We start from the raw sequence: 18,816 nt of genomic DNA on the forward strand, positions 1-18,816 counted from the left end.
CGTATTTTACAAGGGTTTACAAGGTTTTTTAAATTTAAAAAAAGGAGCAATCAATTCATTTTATTAATTAAATTTACAAAAAGATTAACCTGATTTTTATCATATAAAAGTAATAAACTATTTTAGTTATTTGTTATCAAATTATAACTATTAAATTTAACTATTAAATTGTAACATTATGTTTGATTGGTTTAACACATTATTTAGCCCCAATAATGAACCGGACATTACTCAGTCTTTAATTGTCCTTTTAATTGCTATCAGTGTAGGTTTTTTTGCAGGAAGAATCCGAATAGGCAATATCTCTTTGGGCGTCTCTGCGGTTATGTTTGTCGGGCTTTTTTTAGGTCATTATGGCTACCGCATGGATGAAAGTATTTTAGTTTTCGTTCGTGATTTTGGCTTAATTTTATTTGTTTACGGAATTGGTATTCAAGTTGGACCTTCTTTCTTTTCTTCATTCAAGAAAGATGGATTATTATTTAATCTTTTGGCAGTTGGAGCTGTACTTTTAGGAGGAATCATAACTTATTTAATACATATAGTTACTAAAATTGATATCGAAAATGCAGTAGGTTTAATGTCAGGTTCTGTAACTAATACACCTGGTTTAGGAGCAGCAAAATCTACTTTGCAAGAAATACAAAATCAATTTCCTTCAAAAGTATTCAGTGATCCTACCATTGCTTATGCTATTACTTATCCGTTGGGTGTTTTTGGAATTATCCTAACCATTATATTATCAAAATCAGTTTTGAGAATTGATCTGATTAAAGAAACTCTTTCTTTAAAAAATAAAACTTCCGATAAAGAAAATATAATCATTAATGAAAAGTGCAGAATTACAAATTCAGATTTATTGGGTAAAAGTATTTATCAAATTTTTAAAGAATTAGATATTCATAATGTCATCATTTCACGTTTGAAAAACAGCGGTTCCAAAGTGGTTTATTCTCCTTCATTAGACACTAAAATTCATGATAAAGATGTATTGATGGTGGTTGGTAATCAAAAAGATGTGGATCATTTTATTCATTTAGTGGGTAAAATTTCAACCGATTTATTTATTGAAACCGGAGAAGATTTAATCGCAAAATTTGTTTTTGTTACAACAAAAGCCGCTACTCACAAAACATTGGCAGAGTTAGATTTGCACAATAAATTTGATTTGAAAGTAACTCGTGTAGTTCGTTCTGGATTAGAGTTATTAGCCCAGCCTTCTTTAGAACTTTTTTATGGAGACAAATTATTGATTGTTGGAAATAAAGAAGCGATTGCCGAAGTAGAAAAAATAATTGGAAACTCAGAAAAACATCTTTTGGAACCCGATTTTTTATCTCTTTTTGGAGGTTTGATTATTGGTATCATAATAGGTTCTATTCCTATTTTTATTCCTTCATTACCAGTTCCTTTAAAATTAGGATTTGCAGCAGGACCACTTATTACAGCATTATTTATCAGTCGATACGGCGGTGTGGGTGCGATACATTCTTACATCAATAACGGTGCAATTTATTTCATGAAAGATTTAGGAATTTGTTTGTTTTTTGCTGCTGTAGGAATTCATGCCGGAGCTGCTTTTTATGATAATTTCATCAAATTCAACGGATGGCTTTGGATTTATTACGGTTGCTATATTACATTTATTCCATTAATAATCATGGTTTTAGTTGGTAGATATATTTTTAAATTAAACTTTTATCAACTGGTAGGAATTATGAGTGGTGCTTATACGGATCCGGCTGCATTAGCCTTTAGTACTAAGTATTTAGACTCTGAAATCCCAAATCAGTCTTACGCCACGGTTTATCCAATGGTTACAATTTCAAGGATATTTATAGCGCAATTACTCATTTTGTTATTTGCCAGTTAGCACGAAATTTTTTTTAAAAAATACCATAAAAAAAGAGGATTTTCACTTGTAGGAAATCCTCTTTTTTTGTAAAAAAATAAATTTGTAATTAATCTTTGTCTTCTTCTTGAGTTTCTCCTGCAGTAGTAGGCAAAGCTGCATTCGCTCTGATTTCAGTATGACGAATTTCCCCTCCTGTTGTGCCAGTTTCTGTTGCAAAAAAGACACCAACAATTGCTATAATGACCGCTATAAAAGAAACAAGATTTGCTTTAGCATGTTTTTTGTAATTTAGATACAAACCAGCAAGTGAAACAACTCCTAAAGCATATAAAACAAGAGCTAATTTCTCTGCCATTTCTTCGTGTTCATGAATGATTTCTTTCCCAATCGAAGGCATGTCTTCTACAAGTTCCTCTGCTCCTTCACCAGTCCCCATACTGAATAGTGCAAAAACTGCAGCTACTACAAATAAAACATAAGCAGTACTTTTTACCGAATTGTTTTTTAAAATTAAACCTGTAATCAAAATTCCAAGCCCCAATATGGTTCCAATAATTGGAAAATGATTCACTACCATGTGTAAGTGCGCGTCGTTCATAATATAATTTGTTTTAAAAGTTTAAAAATAAAAGATTAACCTGCCAATGAAACTCCAATTAAAGACCCAATGCCATATGTAATTGCAGCGGCGGCTAATCCGAAACCAACTTGTCTGAAACCTGAAAATAATATACTTTTTCCGGTTAATAAAGTGATGGCTGCACCAATTCCAAAAAGACCTACTATACTGCTGCCAATACTCAATAAAATGGCATTTTGACCATCCAAAAGCATAAAAGGATATAAAGGAATAATGGCGCCAATTGCAAAAAGTACAAAGGAAGCAATCGCCGCTTCCCTAGCTGAACCTCCTAATTCTTCTTTATCAATTCCCAATTCCTCAGTAATAATGGCATCAATGGCTGTTTCTGGGTTTTCAAAAGCTTTATCAGCCAGTTTTTGAGCTTCAACTGCATTCATTCCTTTTGCCTGATAAAGCAATACTAATTCTTTTTTTTCTTCTTCTGGTGAGGCTTCTAATTCTTCTGTTTCTAAATCGATTTGGCGTTGGTTCAATTCTCTTGAACTTTGTACCGATAGCCATTCTCCTAATGCCATTGAAATTGCTCCTGCTAAAAGTCCGGCAATACCCGTTAATAATATCGTATCATTTGAAACTGCCGCTCCGGCAACTCCCATAACCAAACTCATATTAGAAACCAATCCGTCATTTGATCCCAAAACGGCTGCTCGTAACGCATTTCCTCCAACTGATTTATGGCGACTTTCAAATTTGGACAATAAACCGCCGGAAACATTCAATGCAGCGTTATTATTGACTGCTTCAATGATATTTAGGTGATTGTGTTCAAAACCGGTAAGTTTCTCTCCTTGTTCGATTTTATTTTTAATTGTATTAACAGCAAATTGTTTTTCAATATTGGATAAACTGCTGATAATAGAACTGTATCCAAAAATCTTCCCTAATTTCAATTGAAATTTGGCTCTTGATGAAGGGGAAGGCATTGGGTAATTGGCTTCAAATGTCAATACTTTTTCAAGCATGTGTTTTGCATGACCTTTTTCAATTTCGGCCAGGCTCTGTAAAACTCTCGATAGATTTTCATCCGATTGAATGGCTGCAATACTGTTGTACAAAAAAGCGGTATCCACTTCGGTTTGTAACTGTCCTTTTAGTTTATTTAAATCCATAAAATATCATTTAATTGGCTATATCAAACACCCCTTTTGTCAGTAGTTTTGAAGTAGCATTAATTTCTTTATTTGGAAGAATCTCTACAAATTCTTCCGATTTTTCACCTAAAGATACGGCAACTTTTTTGAAAGAATATCCTGTTTTAGTATTATCCAGTAACAACACATAATTTTTGTTGTTTTCTGTCAGCAAAGCATCTGTTGGTATGGCTAAACCTTTCTTAGAATTCACAACAATTCCAGCTTCAACAAACATTCCGGTTAATAATTTTTGTTTAATGGCATCGTCTAAATGTCCGTGAACATTGATTGTTCTGTCATTTCCTTCTATAGATTTCCCAACTAAATGTACTTCGGCTTTAAAAACTTCTTTACTGGCTTCAGGAACTCTGAAATTAATCTTCTGCCCTATTTTTACATTCAAAATATCTTTTTCAAAAACAGCTAATTCTAAATGCAAATGATTAGTATCTACAATTTCTAAAATTACATCCGAAGGCGCCATCAGCATACCAACATTAGCATTCATGATTACAATATCTCCCGAAATTGGCGAATAAATGGTAATAACCGAAGTCAGTTTTCCTTTTTCGACCTGACTCGGATTTAGGTTCAAAAGATTCAGTTTTTGTCTTAAACTTTGATAGGTTGCTTTTGCTCTTCGGTATTCACTTTCTGCTTTGAGGTAGTTTTTTTGAGAGGTTATTTTTTCATCATACAATGTTTTTTGTCTCTCGTATTCTGATTTCAAATAATTAATTTGCTCTGCAACTTCAAGATAATCTTTTTGAATATCCAAAAATTCAGTATTTTCTAATGTTAATAATGCTTGTCCTTTAGTCACTTTATCACCAACCAAAAGAGAAGTCGATTTTACATAACCTCCAATAAAAGTAGTCACTTTGGCTCTGTTTTGAGGCGGAACATCAATTCTTCCCGAAGTTTTTATAGTTACATCAAAATCTTGTTCTACCGGAGTTGAAATTTCCATTCCGGCTGATTGAAACTGGGCCTTGGTAACATTTATTAAGCCGTCGTCTTTTGGAGTTATATCTTCTGTTTTGGCATCTTTACAAGAAAAAAGTGATGCTGTTATTGCGAATAGGTATATGATTTTTTTCATTGGTTACGTATTAAAAATTAAGGTATTGTAAATCTAATTGAGTGCTGTTGAATTGTAAAATAGTGTCTAAATAATCGACTTGAATTGTTGTGGCATTTTCTAAACTTTGAATGTATTGAAAGAAATCTATTTCTCCATTTTTATAACTGCTATTGGCTACTTTTATAATTTCATCAGATAATTTTTTACCATATTGATTGTAATACGTAATGGCTTCCTTATGCTTTGTTATTTCATTCTTTTTCTGACTGATATAGCGCTCTATTTTTTGTTCTTCATTTTGCTTTTGTTGTTCCCAACTTTGCAATTCGAGTTGCGCTACTTTAGTTTTAGCAATAGTACCCGAAAACAAAATAGGAACTGCCAATCCCACTTGAAAGCCATACAAAGATTGTGATAATCCGTTATTTTTTCCTTGAAAATAATCTAAGTTGAGATCCGGTAACCAATGTTGTTTTTGTAACTGTAGCTGTGTTTTATAGTTTTTAGTAATGCTTTCTAAATAAGTATTATACAAAGACTTACTTGTTTCGTTCATTGTAGTATTTAAAGGTGCTATTGTGTTACTTTTTACACTGTAATTTTCATCAGATTGAACTAAAGAATTCAGTATTTCATATTGTGCTTTTTTGTCATTTTCAATTTGAGATAATTTGGTTCTTATTTGTCTGAATTTCGATTGTGCCGTGATTTTTTCCAGATAATTTGTCTCCCCTAATTCGAATCGGCGGTCGCTTGCTTTAGAAAAATTTTGGTACAAACTGTCTAAATAAAAATACAGTTTTTCTTGGTGTTGCAAATACACAATATGCTGATACGATTTAGAAACGGCTAATGAAAGCTTGTTTTTCTGAATCTCATAATTGGCTTTTTCTTTTTCAAATTCTGCAGAATATACCTTTTTTTGCAGTCCGTAAACCGTAGGAAAAGCGAATCGTTGTTGAATCCCGAAAACGCGTAATGGTTCGTTATTTAAAGCTAAATTATTTTGGTCATAACTGTAATAAATATTGGTTTTGTCAAAAGTATAGGCTGTTTTTATATTGGAATTCATTTTGTCCACTTGCAATTGAGCCGCTTTTATGCTTTTATTATTTTCTAAAGCTTTTGAAATTAAAGTATCTAATTCCGGATTGCTATTTTGCGAAAAAGCAAATGAAGAACTTAAAAGCAATACAAACATATAAGTTGACTTTTTATGCAATTTGAATTTAGGTTTTTTAAATTCTTTGGCATCAAAAACTTTAAACAAAATAGGCAAGACAATCATCGTTAATAAAGTAGCGGTAAATAATCCACCAATAACGACTGTGGCTAATGGTCTTTGTACCTCTGCTCCCGCCGATGATGAGATTGCCATTGGTAAAAAACCTAATGCTGCCGCAGCTGCTGTCAATAAAACCGGACGCAATCTGTCTGTTGTACCTTTTAAAATCAATTCGTCCATATTAGTCATTCCTTGATGTTTTAATTCTTTAAAATGTTCGATAAGTACAATTCCGTTTAATACTGCAATTCCAAAAAGTGCAATAAAACCTACTCCTGCAGAGATACTAAAAGGCAAATCGCGCATCCATAAAAATAATATTCCTCCCACTGCCGAAAGCGGAATGGCTGAGTACACCATTAAAGCTTCTTTGATAGAACCAAAGGCAAAATGCAGTAAGATAAATATTAAAAATAAAGCTATCGGAACGGCAATCATCAAACGGGCTTTTGCACTTTGAAGGTTTTCAAACTGACCACCATATTTTACATAATAGCCTGCAGGAAGTTTAATTTTTGTATCTACAATTTTCTGAATATCAGTAACAACGCTTTGTAAATCTCGATTTCTAACGTTGATTCCAACAACAATTCGTCTATTGGTATTGTCTCTTGAAATTTTGGCAGGACCTTCTGTATATTCAATTTTAGCCAATTCGCTTAACGGAATTTGTTCTCCATTTGGAATTGAAACATACAGGTTTTTTAAATCCTCAATACTTTGACGATTGTCTTGATCTAAACGAATAACCATATCAAAACGCTTTTCTCCTTCAAAAACATTTCCAACTGTTTTTCCTGCAAAACTCAGTGCAATCATTTCATTTAAATCGGCAATATTAAGTCCGTATCGGGCAATTTTTGAGCGGTCATATTGTACAAACATTTGTGGCAAACCTTCTGTTTTTTCAATAATTACATCTGAAGCTCCGGGTATGTTTTTAATTGCTTTTTCAATTTCGTGCGCTTTTTGAGCTAAAACATTCAAATCTTCACCAAAAATTTTAACGGCTACATCCGAGCGCGTTCCTGAAATTAATTCGTTGAAACGCATTTCTATAGGTTGCGTAAACTCGATTTCCATATTTGGAATTTCATTTTCGATAGCCGCTTTTATTTTATCGGCCAATTCGTCTTTGCTGGCTGCAGAAACCCATTCAGATTTTGGTTTTAATTTTACAATAATATCACTTTCCTCCATAGACATAGGGTCTGTTGGCACTTCTGCCGCACCAATTCGGCTAACAACTTGTTCTACTTCAGGGAAATTTTTAAGGATAATTTTTTCGATTTTGGTAGTGGTAGCAATTGTTTTTGTTAATGAAGTCCCTGTTTTTAATACCGGTTGAATCACAAAATCACCTTCGTCAAGTGTAGGAATAAATTCACCTCCCATTGTCATAAATAAACCGCTGGCAAAAAACAATAATCCTAATGCGCCATAAAGTACTTTTTTGGTATTTTTTAATGCCCAGGAAATAACGGGCAAGTACAATGAATTCAATTTACGGATTAATTTGCTGGAAATTGAATTCGGATTTTCTTCCGTTGGTTTCAAAAATAAAGAGGAAACTACGGGAACATAAGTAAAACAGAAAATCATGGCTCCAACCAATGCAAAACTAAAAGTCATTGCCATGGGTTTAAACATTTTCCCTTCAATACCAGATAATGACAATATTGGAATAAAAACAATCAAAATAATCAACTGACCAAAAATAGCCGAATTCATCATTTTTGAAGCACTTTTATACGTGATTTGGTCAATTTCTAATTGACGTTCTTCTTTGGATAAATTTACTAAATGAGCGGATTTATGAGCGATTTGAAAAGCAATAAACTCAACAATAATTACCGCTCCGTCAATGATAATCCCAAAATCGATTGCGCCTAAACTCATTAAATTAGCATCGATTCCAAAAATATTCATGAACGAAATGGCAAACAATAAACACAGCGGAATTACTGAAGCGACTACTAATCCGGAACGCCAATTTCCTAATAATAAAACCACTACGAAAATTACGATTAAACAACCTAAGATCAAGTTTTCGGCTACTGTAAATGTGGTTTTTCCAACTAATTCACTTCGTTCCAAAAAGCCATTGATGTAAACGCCTTCAGGCAAAGTTTTTTGAATCTCGGCAACTCGGTTTTTTACATCGCTGATGACTTGTTTTGAGTTTCCTCCTTTGAGCATCATTACCTGACCCAAGACTTTTTCGCCTTCGCCGTTGCCCGTAATTGCTCCAAAACGATTGGCGTGACCAAAACGGACTTCAGCTACATTTTTGACATAAACAGGCAAACCGTCAGTGGTTTTAACTACGATATTTTCAATGTCTTGAATCGAATTTACTTTTCCTTCTCCTCGAATAAAATAACTTTGATTCACTTTTTCGATATAAGCACCGCCAGCAATGCTGTTGTTTTTTTCCAAAGCTGTAAAAACATCAGTCATTGTGATATTCATGGCTTTTAAGCTGGATGGTTTAATGGCGATTTCGTACTGTTTTAGATAACCTCCCCAAGTATTAATTTCAACAACGCCTTTGATACCAGACAATTGTCGTTTGACTACCCAATCCTGAATGGTTCGCAAATCAGTAACGGAATAATTATTCTTAAATTTTGGTTTTACTTCTAATGTGTATTGGTAAATTTCTCCTAATCCGGTGGTAATTGGTCCCATTTCTGGAGTTCCAAAACCTTGCGGAATTTTCTCGGAAGCTGCTTTGATTTTTTCAGCAATCAGTTGTCTTGGTAGATAGGTTCCCAAATCATCGTCAAAAACTATAGTAACAACAGATAGTCCAAATTTGGATATTGAACGAATTTCTTTTACACCCGGCAAATTCGCCATTTCAATTTCTACAGGATAAGTAATAAATTGTTCAATATCTTGTGTAGAAAGATTTCTTGAAGTGGTAATAACCTGAACTTGGTTATTAGTCACATCGGGAACTGCTCCAATAGAGATTTGGAATACAGAAAACATACCGAATCCAAAGACTCCGAGAGTGAAGAGTAAAACAATGAGTTTGTTTTTTAAACTAAAAGCAATAATTTTTTCAAGCATTTTTACCTTATTTTATTTGTACCAAAAGTAAGGTATAAATATAAGGAATAACTTAAGAACAACTTAAGGTCGGCTTAATCAAAACTTAAAATCACTACTGTTCCGTGATTGATTTTACTTTTAATTTCGAATTTTGTATGCAGTAATTGGGCTATTTTTTTAACTATCGAAAGGCCTAAACCAGACCCTTTTATTTCGGGATGATTTGTTGGACTGGAACGATAAAAAGGATTGAAAATTTTATCTAAATCTTCAGCGGCAATCCCAATTCCGTTATCCGAAATAGTGCAAATCGTTTTTCTTTCCTTTTTAGAAAGAATTATTGAGATTTCGCCTTGTTCTTCAGAATATTTTATCGCATTACTGATAATATTGCTAATAATAATTGACACTAAATAGTTATCCGATTCTATAAAATAATCTTTTGAAAACGAATGGTTTATTGTGATTTTCTTCGTGTTTATTTTTCCCGAATACAGCGTTAATATATCTAAAATCAAAGCGTTCAAATATACTTTTTCAATTTTTAAACTTTGTTTTTGATTCTCAAAACGAGCCAGTAACAGCAATTGATCAACCAAGTTATTCAAGCGATTGACTTCGGTAATACTGTACTTTATTTTATCTTCATATTCGGCTTGAGTTCTGGACTTTCTAATCAAAACTTCGAGAGTGCCTTTTAATACCGTTAATGGTGTTCGCAGTTCGTGTGACGCATCAGAAGTGAATTGTTTTTCGCGTTCAACAGCGTTTTCTATGCGGTCTAATAAATCATTTATTGTTTTAGAAAGTACAAATAATTCGTCCTTATTTTGTGGTAAAACGATTCGGTCTTTCAGATTATCTTTTGTGATTCTTCGAGACGTTTCGGTAATCATGGTTACCGGTTTTATACTTCTGCCGGCAATTAAACGGGCAATAAGAAATAAAACAATCAATATCAGCGGAAAAGCGATGTAAAGTGTATTTCTTAAATTAGTCAAAATCATGGTGGCATCATCAAGCGACATGGCCACAAAAAGATGTCCTACAATTTTTTTTTCGTCAAAAAGAGGTACTTGTATCTGACGAATTGGTTTTTTATTTAGATAAGTATCAATAAATTGATTGTCTAATTGATACTTGTATAACTTGAGTTGAAGTCCTTTAAGATTTGGAGATTTATCAATTAGTTTATCATTAATGTCTAAAAACTGTACAAAAACCGGATTTACATTCACTGTATTATGCTCACGCGCTCTCCATTGGTCAACTTGAATCAAATAGGTATTGTTTCTGTCAATTTCAATTTCTTCAAGATGTTTCTCTACTTCGGTTTGAATATCATCATTGATGTGATTGTTTACGCTAAAATTTATGATTTTATAAATTACAAAAAACACCACCGAAATCAATAAGCCAGTGCTTAAGATATAATTGAAGGCGATTCTGTTTTTATAGGAGAATGAAAACATTTTTTAGTTTAAATCGTTAGCAATATAACCAACCCCACGAATGGTTTTGATGAGTTCTTCATCTTTGTTAAGATTGAGTTTTTTTCGAATAGCATTCATAAAAACATCAATTACGCCGGTGTCATATTCAAAATGAATGTCCCAAACATCTTCTATGATTTGGTTTCGGGTACATACATTTCCTTTATTTTTGATGAGATAAACTAACAATTCAAATTCCCTTTGTGTGAATACAATTTCTTGGTTTTCGACAAAAATCTGATGTTTAGATTGAATTATTTTTATGTTTCCAAGGGTTAAAATATCATCGGCATTTTCATTTCTGAAATGAATTTTAATACGCTCCACTAATTCATCAAAACTAAAAGGTTTTTTGATGTAATCATTGGCACCAGCTTTTAATCCTTCAATGGTTTCCTGAACAGTATCTTTGGCAGTTAGAAAAATAATAGGCGTTTTTGTATCCGTTTTTCGAATGGATTTACATACTTCAATGCCTGTCATTTTTGGCAAAATCCAATCCAAAAGAATCACATTTACTTTTTGGCTTAAAGCCAATTTGTATCCTGTTTCTCCGTCATTAGCTATTAAAACATCGTAGCCTTCCTCCTCTAAACCTTGTTTTAGAAAATTGGCAATTCCTATTTCGTCTTCAACTATTAGAATTTTCATTTTTTATTGCATTATAAACTTAAAGCCAATGGTAGCAATATTTGCTTTTAAATTATCGCTTCTTTCGTAATGATTGAATCTAAAGTCGATGTTTTTTAAACCTAATTTCCAGATTTTTGCTCCTGTAAAAATATCAGCGTAATTGATTCCAAAACCGTATTGATTGGCATCAAAAGTGGCTAAATCAGGATCAGAAGTATAGAATTCTTCTGTTGACAAATGGGTTTCGTATGGTGCATAATATTTAGAACCTGTTTGTGTATAATAACGATACATTGGGAAAACCGTAAACCGATCCGATAATTTTATAGGTAGTTCTATGCTGGCAGTATGCGATTGTATATCCCAATTATCAGAATAAAAACGGTAATAGGTTCTCAGTACAAAACGCTCATTGATGTAGTAATTTAATCTAGCGCCAATTGGCAGTTTAAAACGGCTGTCAGGTAATCTTTCGATGTCATCGGCCAGTTTAAAAACACCTGAATTACTCGCGCTTTCGTAGTTGTTGATGTATTGTGATTGTCCGATATAATAATTTGCTTTATCAGCAAAATAGATTCTATGATACGGAGTAGACAGCAAACCTTGTTGTTGCAAAACATCAAAGAAAACAGATAATTGTAATTTTTTTGAAACCACCTGAGAAAATCCAACCGATGCTGAATAAGAGTTTCTGTTTACAGAAGCAATAGTTTTGAATGCAGAAGGTAAATAAGCAGTTGTTGATTGTCCGTTTTGATCTAAAACGGTAACACCGCTAAAATAACCTTGGTTCAAAAAGTTAGCACCATAAATAGAATATTCATGAAGTTCTGTTGGGTATATTGGTCTCCATTGATCTAAATATACATTAGCTTTCACGCTTAATTCGGTGTTTTTTTCGTTGAAAAGTGTTGCAATTCCACCACCAAAACCTACTGAAGTATAATCATATTCATTAGAAAAAGAAACATCTGCGTTCCAAATAAAATCTCTGGAGTCACTACTATGTGCATAATTCGCTGATATTGCTGTTAGTTGATCGCTTTTTGAAGCTCCCGATGAAGCTTGCCAAGGAGTTCCATAAGGTCCGCTAGCTGCTGCGGCTACTTTATTATTTGATATTCTGTCATCATCTTCACCTCCACCACCTGAAGCTCCGGTAGAATTAAATGGGTTTATATTACTGGAAGATGCTGATGAATAAGCTGATATGCCCAAATCTATAGTCAAAGTAGCATCATCATTTACAGGCATATTTACCACTATATTTGATGCTACATCAGTCAATTTTTCAGAACCAATTCCTCCAGAAACAACAGATTTTGAACCATTTTGATTGTAATAACTAGCTAAAAAATCTACTTCTGTACTTTCTAAAACCCTTTTTTTGAATACCGCAGTTGTATCTTTCTCTTGCGAAAAAGCAGTAAATCCAATGAGTGATAAAAGTATTATAATTCTTATTTTCATTTTGAATATTTTGAAAATTATATTAAACGATTTAGTGTATTCAACAAATTAATTACAACCGCAACCACCACCAGATTTTCCTCCATTGGCACCAGCCGCAGCTTCTCTATATACTTGAAAAGCAGTTTCGTATCGTTCTGAAGTTCTGGCAGAAAGTTTCATGTCGGGGTCATTTATAGCTACTTTTTCATATTCTTTGACAGAATTACAAGATTGAAGAACCGCTAGAATCAAAAACAAAAAAACTATTTTCTGTATCATTTTATTTCTCTTTTTATTCGTATTTTCTAATGTCTATTCCTTTTGAAGAATGTATTTTTCCTTTGTCATCAACTATGATGCATTCAATTCCTTTGAGTTGATTGACTAAATCCAAACCAACTTCTACTCCGAGTACAAAAATTCCGGTAGCCAAAGCATCCGCAATTTCAGTTTGTTTTGCAAAAACGGATACACTTACAACGCCCATTGCCGGATAACCTGTTCTGGGATCAATGATGTGAGAATACCTGATTCCGTTGAAAATCACATATTTTTCATAACTTCCAGATGTTTCCACTGCATTGTCGTTGAGCGGAAAAGTGGCGAAAATTTTGTTTTTATTCAAAGGATTTACAATTCCTATTGTCCAGGGCTTTCCGTCGGGTTGTTTTCCCCAGGCATTTATGTCTCCGGAAACATTCACAATTCCTGAAAGACAACCTTTAGAATAGAGTAAATCTTTTACTTTATCAGCAATATAACCTTGACCAATTCCGCCAAGACCTAACTTCATTCCTTGTAATTTTAAGAAAATAGTTTGTTCTTTTTTATCTAAAATAATATTTTGATATCCAATTTTAGCCACTGATTTTTTAATAGCTTCTTCGGTTGGCATTTCTTTCATGCTACCGTCAAATTTCCAAATTTTATCCATCGATGCATATGAAATATCAAAAGCACCAGATGTGATTTGGGAAATTTTAATGGCACGTTCTACTAATTGAAACACTTCGGCATCTACTTTAACGGGTTTAATTCCTGCGTTTCTGTTGATTTCTGATATTTGTGTAGTTGGAATCCAATCGGAAATTAAATTTTCAATACGTTTTACTTCGGCTACAGCCAAATCAATATATTCGTTTGCTTTTACCGTATCATTTGCAACAGCGGTAACTTCAAACGGGCTTCCCAACATAGATAATTTTCTTTTGTGAGCAATTTGTCCAAAAGAAGCGAATGTCAGACATAAAAAAAATACAGTTATTGCTTTTTGCATTATTTTTCGAATGAGTGAATGAGTGCGATATAATCTACAGCCGAAACATTTTTGAAACCGGTCATCCCAATTATTTTTCCAGTTTTATCCAAAAGGACAACAAGTGGAAAGCTTCCGTTTTTATTGTATTTTTCAGCTAATTTATTATTTCTTTCGGATAAATCAGCGGATAATTGATTGGCTTTTTTCTTTGGAAAATCAGCTTTGTAAATAACCCAACTTTTTGCTGCTTCCGCTTGAAAAGCATCTGATTTCCATACTACATTTTCTAATTTCATACACGGCGCGCACCAATCCGATCCGGAGAAGACCAAAAGAATATTTTTGTTTTCTTTGTTGGCTTCAATTTTAGCCTCTTCAAAATTAGTTTTCCAGTTTTGAGAATATCCTATCGTTCCCATGAAAAGGAAGAGGATAATTATATGTTTTTTCATTTTTTTAAATTAAAAGTTTCATTAGTTGTAACGCAAAAGTATCTATTTATTATACGCAATAGTTTTTCAATCATAAAAATTAAGACAGAATTAATTTAGAAGTTAATTTTTATTTAAAAAAGTTTGATTTAATTGATTTTCAGCGGATTATTTTTTTTAAAATTAAACAAAAATGAGTGATGTTGTTCCGGCAAATGCTGTTTTTATGTTTCTTGAAATTATATGATTCCTTTGATGATCAGTAATTCAAGTCAGAAAAAATACTGTTGTTGAGCTAAGTGCTACTTTAAAAAAAAATATTTTCTAGTCATAATTTTTTGATTTATGTTGTTAAGTAAGTAACAAGTTAGAGAAAAAACACCCTACTTATTAAATAAACATTAAATAAATTTGACTCAATAATTTAGAGTTCGAGAAAGATTATAGATTTAATAATTGGCAAAAAAAGTACTGTTTTTAATTTAAGTGAATTTTAATTTTCATAAAATTAAGTGAGTCTTAAAAAAAAATATCAAAATAGAAGTTACATTTGTCTTTTAAACTTATTACTATGCAATTTTTGAAAAAATTTTCTCCTTTTTATAACCTTACTCTTTTTTATATTTCGGTAAGTTTTATTTTAAGAATCGTTTTACTCTTTCATCCCATTACCCAATCTACATTTGTTTGGACGGATACCATCAAGATTTTTACATTGGGTTTAATATCTGACTTTTTTGTATTTACAGTTTTGAGTGGCTTTTTATGGCTTTACCTTATTTTTATATCCAATTCAAAATACCTGAAACCTACAGGTTATATCATTTTTGGAATGTTAGTGGTTTTATTTTTATATGTTGCTTTTGGCAACACAATTCTCAATGAATACGGTGGTGCATTGCCAAAAATAGGAATGATTTTCATAGGTTTAAAAACACTTCTTTTTGGATTGTTATTGTTTCTTCCAAAATATAGGAGTAAAATTAGATTTTGGCTTTTCACTTTTGTTCTTTTTCTTTTTGTGGTTTTAATTTTGCAAAATGCAATAAGTGAATACTTTTTTTGGAATGAATTTGGAGTGAAATATAATTTTATAGCTGTAAATTATCTGGTTTATACCAATGAAGTAATCGGGAACATCATGCAATCTTATCCGGTGATTCCTTTATTTACAGGATTGTTTATTATTGCTGGAATTGTAACCTATTTTGTTGTAAAACGATCTAAAAATTATATTGAAAATATTCCTGTTTTTGCTGAAAAAATTAAAATCTCCGGAATTTATCTGACACTTTTAGGACTTTCATTATCGGTAATTCCTTTTTTAGCTTCTAAAGAAGATTCACAAAACATTTTTACAAATGAATTACAATCTAATGGTATTTATAAATTCTACTTGGCATTTATACACAGTGAATTAGATTATTTTAAGTTTTATAAAACGATTCCAAATGCTGAAGCTTATGCATTATTAAAACAGCAAATCCCTGATATATCTGATGAATCTACACTGCGATACATCAAAAGTAATGCTGCCGAAAATCATAAAAATGTAGTACTGATTACGATAGAAAGTTTCAGTGCTGATTTTATGAAAACGTATGGAAATGAGCAAAATATTACTCCTTTTTTAGATAGTTTATCCACAAAAAGTTTACTGTTTACCAATTTTTATGCTGTAGGAAACAGAACGGTTCGTGGACTTGAAGCAGTAACCTTATGTTTTCCGCCCACTGCTGGTGAAAGTGTGGTTAAAAGACAGGACAATAAAAATAAATTTTCAACTGGAAATGTTTTCAAGCAAAAAGGATACAATGTGAAATATTTATATGGAGGAGACGCGTTTTTTGATAATATGCAGGATTTCTTTTCCGGAAACGGATATGGCATTGTTGACAAGAAATCATTTTTACCAAGCGAAATCACTTTTGATAATATTTGGGGCGTTTGCGATGAGGATATGTACACTAAAGCTATTGCTGTAATGAATCAGGAGTCAAAGGAAAACAAGCCGTTTTTTAATCATATTATGACGGTTAGTAATCACAGACCATTTACATATCCTAACAATAAAATTGATATTCCCGGAGATGCGAAATCTCGTGACGGAGGTGTAAAATATACTGATTTTGCAATAAAAAAATTCTTTGAAATGGCCAAAAAACAACCTTGGTTTGCAAATACTGTCTTTGTTATTCTTGCGGACCATTGTGCTTCGAGTGCCGGTAAAACAGAACTTCCGGTAGATAAATACCGAATTCCGGCTATGATTTACTGCCCTGGTTTTATAGAACCACAAAAATATACTAAGCTAATGTCTCAAATTGATATTATGCCTACCCTATTTGGATTATTGAATTTTAATTACCAAAGTAAATTTTACGGGCAAGATGTACTAAAAACTACTTATCAGCCAAGAGCATTAATTGCGACATATCAGGATTTGGGGTATATTAAAGATAATATTTTAACAGTCATTTCTCCAAAACAACAGGTCAAACAGTTTCAGTTGAATTTAAAACCAAACCAAAAAGTAGCACAAGATTTCCAGATTTATTATGAACAAATTCCTTTGGTCAAAGAAAGAAAAGATTTAGTCGATGAAACAATCTCTTACTACCAAACGGCTTCTGATTTATTAAAGAAAAAGAAATATCAAAAACAATAAATTTAACAAAGGTCGTTTCGCGTTTCTTTGTTGTAAATTTGAGGAATAAATCATATCATGTTTCGACATCAAGGCAAAAACAGAACTTTTATTCATAATTTACGTTTGGCAACACTGTTGTCATTTGTGGCGGGAATTGTGAATGTAACCGGTGTTTTAGCGATTAAAACATTGACAACAAATGTTACCGGACATTTTGCGTATTTTGCAGAAGAAGTAATGAAGCATAATTATACGGCTGCCATTACTTTTTTTGTTTTTACTATTTTCTTTTTGGGAGGTTCCTTTACTTCTAATTTTTTAGCTGAATTGGTTTCAAAAAAAAGTCAGGAGTTGTCACATGTGCTTCCAATTTCTCTTGAAATTACTATTTTAGTTTGCGTTGGAGTATTCGGAGTACAATCGGATTTAAATACATCCGAAGGAAGAATTATAGCTTTTGCGATGCTTTTTGCGATGGGAATCCAGAATTCTTTAGTTACTAAAATTTCTCAATCAACCGTAAGAACAACCCATTTAACAGGACTTTTTACTGATTTAGGTATAGAATTATCCCAATTGTTTTTTTATAAAAAGCCAGAAGAAAACAAAAAGTTAAAAACCAGTATTTATCTCCGATTATCAATTATTACATTCTTTTTTGTAGGTTGTTTTTCAGGAGGCTTTTTGTATGGATATTTGGAAGTTAAGACTCTTTTTATAGCCGGATTTTTTCTGTTACTGGCACTTTTATATGATTATTTACGCTTACAATTTCATGTTATTAAAAGAAGAAATTTTAGATATAGAAACAGAAAATCAGTTGCTAAAGTAAATAATAGAAGTCAAAGTAATTCCCGCAATAAAAATCCAGAGTGAAATTCCTTGAAATAATGGTTTAAAACCTACGGCACTTAATACGCTTCTATTCAATCCAGAGCCAATTAAAAATAAAGTAACCGTAAGACCAACTTTAGAAGAAGAAACTATAAATGGTGCAATAACAGCACTTTGTGGTACATAAGAATTGAATACCATTGCCAATATAAAGAGTCCGATAAAATAAGGAATTTTTATACTTCGTTGTTTGTTCTTAAACAAAACTGAAGTCAATAATGCCACTGGAATAATCCATAAAGCTCTCGCTAATTTTACTGTTGTTGCTATTTGTAAGGCTTCCGGACCGTATTTACTGGCAGCGCCAATTACTGAACTGGTGTCATGAATAGCAATAGCACACCATAAACCAAATTCATTCTGAGATAAATGTAACCAATGTCCAATGGCGGGAAACAAAAATAGCGCCACAGAATTCAGAATGAAAATTACGCCTAAAGCCACCGAAGTTTGCTTTTCGTCAGATTTGATAACCGGAGCAATAGCAGCGATTGCACTTCCTCCACAAATAGCGGTTCCGCAAGAAATTAAATGAGCTGTTTTTTTATCAATTTTCAACCATTTACCTAAAAAAGTTCCTAAAATCAGGGTGCTTACTATGGAGGCAATCGTAAATATAAAACCTTCTTTTCCGGCGTTGACTGCGCTCCCTACATTCATTCCGAAACCTAATCCTACAACAGAAATCTGTAGTAAAATGGTCGTTGCTTTGTGATTGAGATGCAAGAAAGGATGTCCGAAAAGATTTGCTGCCAATAGGCCTAATATTAATGCGACAGCTGGAGAAACGAAAGAAGTTGTGCAAAATAATACCAGTAAAACAAAGAGTATTTGTTGTATTGTTTTGTTTATTTCAAAAAAATGAAATAGTGTTTTCGGACTTATTTTTTGATTCGTTTCCAATGTAAAGTAGTTGAATAATTACAGAACAAAGGTCAGTGG

Annotated in this window: 14 protein-coding genes; 3 read left to right on the plus strand and 11 right to left on the minus strand. The window is 32.6% G+C overall.

Annotated elements, in window-relative coordinates; genetic code table 11:
• Window positions 1-178 precede the first annotated feature (178 nt).
• Complete coding sequence (locus tag O6P34_RS11235) at window positions 179-1,873, plus strand: putative transporter (RefSeq protein ID WP_269684601.1); 1,695 nt, start codon at window positions 179-181, stop codon at window positions 1,871-1,873.
• A gap of 88 nt (window positions 1,874-1,961) precedes the next feature.
• On the opposite strand, the gene O6P34_RS11240 is transcribed toward O6P34_RS11235, so the two are convergent.
• The 10 genes from O6P34_RS11240 to O6P34_RS11285 all read right to left on the minus strand — a co-directional run bounded on the left by O6P34_RS11240 (window position 1,962) and on the right by O6P34_RS11285 (window position 14,351).
• Window positions 1,962-2,453 (minus strand): DUF2231 domain-containing protein, encoded by a 492-nt coding sequence (locus O6P34_RS11240; RefSeq protein WP_269684602.1) that lies wholly within the window; start codon window positions 2,451-2,453, stop codon window positions 1,962-1,964.
• A 35-nt stretch (window positions 2,454-2,488) separates the two neighbouring features.
• Window positions 2,489-3,607 (minus strand): VIT1/CCC1 transporter family protein, encoded by a 1,119-nt coding sequence (locus O6P34_RS11245; protein ID WP_269684603.1) that lies wholly within the window; start codon window positions 3,605-3,607, stop codon window positions 2,489-2,491.
• Between the two features lie 10 nt (window positions 3,608-3,617).
• Window positions 3,618-4,733 (minus strand): efflux RND transporter periplasmic adaptor subunit, encoded by a 1,116-nt coding sequence (locus O6P34_RS11250; protein WP_269684604.1) that lies wholly within the window; start codon window positions 4,731-4,733, stop codon window positions 3,618-3,620.
• 10 nt (window positions 4,734-4,743) lie between these two features.
• On the minus strand, window positions 4,744-9,078 hold the full coding sequence (locus tag O6P34_RS11255) for a CusA/CzcA family heavy metal efflux RND transporter (RefSeq protein ID WP_269684605.1): 4,335 nt from the start codon (window positions 9,076-9,078) through the stop codon (window positions 4,744-4,746).
• 74 nt (window positions 9,079-9,152) lie between these two features.
• Window positions 9,153-10,532 carry a sensor histidine kinase gene (locus tag O6P34_RS11260; protein WP_269684606.1) on the minus strand — a complete coding sequence of 460 codons (1,380 nt, stop codon included), beginning with the start codon at window positions 10,530-10,532 and terminating at the stop codon, window positions 9,153-9,155.
• A 3-nt stretch (window positions 10,533-10,535) separates the two neighbouring features.
• Window positions 10,536-11,204 (minus strand): response regulator transcription factor, encoded by a 669-nt coding sequence (locus O6P34_RS11265; RefSeq protein ID WP_269684607.1) that lies wholly within the window; start codon window positions 11,202-11,204, stop codon window positions 10,536-10,538.
• Window positions 11,205-11,207: 3 nt separating this feature from the next.
• Window positions 11,208-12,659, minus strand: coding sequence for a DUF3570 domain-containing protein (locus tag O6P34_RS11270; protein ID WP_269684608.1), 1,452 nt, complete (start codon window positions 12,657-12,659; stop codon window positions 11,208-11,210).
• A 48-nt stretch (window positions 12,660-12,707) separates the two neighbouring features.
• Window positions 12,708-12,920, minus strand: coding sequence for a DUF4266 domain-containing protein (locus O6P34_RS11275; RefSeq protein WP_269684609.1), 213 nt, complete (start codon window positions 12,918-12,920; stop codon window positions 12,708-12,710).
• 13 nt (window positions 12,921-12,933) lie between these two features.
• A complete protein-coding gene (locus O6P34_RS11280; protein WP_269684610.1) occupies window positions 12,934-13,917 on the minus strand; it encodes an FAD:protein FMN transferase in 984 nt (327 codons plus the stop codon).
• Window positions 13,917-14,351 carry a thioredoxin family protein gene (locus O6P34_RS11285; protein ID WP_269684611.1) on the minus strand — a complete coding sequence of 145 codons (435 nt, stop codon included), beginning with the start codon at window positions 14,349-14,351 and terminating at the stop codon, window positions 13,917-13,919. Before O6P34_RS11285 ends, O6P34_RS11280 begins: the two co-directional genes overlap by 1 nt.
• A gap of 550 nt (window positions 14,352-14,901) precedes the next feature.
• Here O6P34_RS11285 and O6P34_RS11290 point away from each other — a divergent pair.
• Window positions 14,902-16,998, plus strand: coding sequence for an LTA synthase family protein (locus O6P34_RS11290; RefSeq protein ID WP_269684612.1), 2,097 nt, complete (start codon window positions 14,902-14,904; stop codon window positions 16,996-16,998).
• A 57-nt stretch (window positions 16,999-17,055) separates the two neighbouring features.
• Window positions 17,056-17,856, plus strand: a complete 801-nt coding sequence (locus tag O6P34_RS11295; protein ID WP_269684613.1) for a YoaK family protein — start codon at window positions 17,056-17,058, stop codon at window positions 17,854-17,856.
• On the opposite strand, the gene O6P34_RS11300 is transcribed toward O6P34_RS11295, so the two are convergent.
• Complete coding sequence (locus tag O6P34_RS11300) at window positions 17,797-18,759, minus strand: YeiH family protein (protein ID WP_489886165.1); 963 nt, start codon at window positions 18,757-18,759, stop codon at window positions 17,797-17,799. The genes O6P34_RS11295 and O6P34_RS11300 overlap by 60 nt on opposite strands.
• Between the last annotated feature and the right edge of the window lie 57 nt (window positions 18,760-18,816).

Origin of the sequence: Flavobacterium lacustre (assembly GCF_027474525.2) — a bacterium.
Lineage (GTDB): Bacteria > Bacteroidota > Bacteroidia > Flavobacteriales > Flavobacteriaceae > Flavobacterium > Flavobacterium lacustre.

What these genes read in the sequence shown, in the direction of transcription:
- O6P34_RS11235 (WP_269684601.1), top strand. Translation starts at nt 179, where the DNA reads ATGTTTGATTGGTTTAACACATTATTTAGCCCCAATAATGAACCGGAC.
- O6P34_RS11240 (WP_269684602.1), bottom strand. Translation starts at nt 2,453, where the DNA reads ATGAACGACGCGCACTTACACATGGTAGTGAATCATTTTCCAATTATT.
- O6P34_RS11245 (WP_269684603.1), bottom strand. Translation starts at nt 3,607, where the DNA reads ATGGATTTAAATAAACTAAAAGGACAGTTACAAACCGAAGTGGATACC.
- O6P34_RS11250 (WP_269684604.1), bottom strand. Translation starts at nt 4,733, where the DNA reads ATGAAAAAAATCATATACCTATTCGCAATAACAGCATCACTTTTTTCT.
- O6P34_RS11255 (WP_269684605.1), bottom strand. Translation starts at nt 9,078, where the DNA reads ATGCTTGAAAAAATTATTGCTTTTAGTTTAAAAAACAAACTCATTGTT.
- O6P34_RS11260 (WP_269684606.1), bottom strand. Translation starts at nt 10,532, where the DNA reads ATGTTTTCATTCTCCTATAAAAACAGAATCGCCTTCAATTATATCTTA.
- O6P34_RS11265 (WP_269684607.1), bottom strand. Translation starts at nt 11,204, where the DNA reads ATGAAAATTCTAATAGTTGAAGACGAAATAGGAATTGCCAATTTTCTA.
- O6P34_RS11270 (WP_269684608.1), bottom strand. Translation starts at nt 12,659, where the DNA reads ATGAAAATAAGAATTATAATACTTTTATCACTCATTGGATTTACTGCT.
- O6P34_RS11275 (WP_269684609.1), bottom strand. Translation starts at nt 12,920, where the DNA reads ATGATACAGAAAATAGTTTTTTTGTTTTTGATTCTAGCGGTTCTTCAA.
- O6P34_RS11280 (WP_269684610.1), bottom strand. Translation starts at nt 13,917, where the DNA reads ATGCAAAAAGCAATAACTGTATTTTTTTTATGTCTGACATTCGCTTCT.
- O6P34_RS11285 (WP_269684611.1), bottom strand. Translation starts at nt 14,351, where the DNA reads ATGAAAAAACATATAATTATCCTCTTCCTTTTCATGGGAACGATAGGA.
- O6P34_RS11290 (WP_269684612.1), top strand. Translation starts at nt 14,902, where the DNA reads ATGCAATTTTTGAAAAAATTTTCTCCTTTTTATAACCTTACTCTTTTT.
- O6P34_RS11295 (WP_269684613.1), top strand. Translation starts at nt 17,056, where the DNA reads ATGTTTCGACATCAAGGCAAAAACAGAACTTTTATTCATAATTTACGT.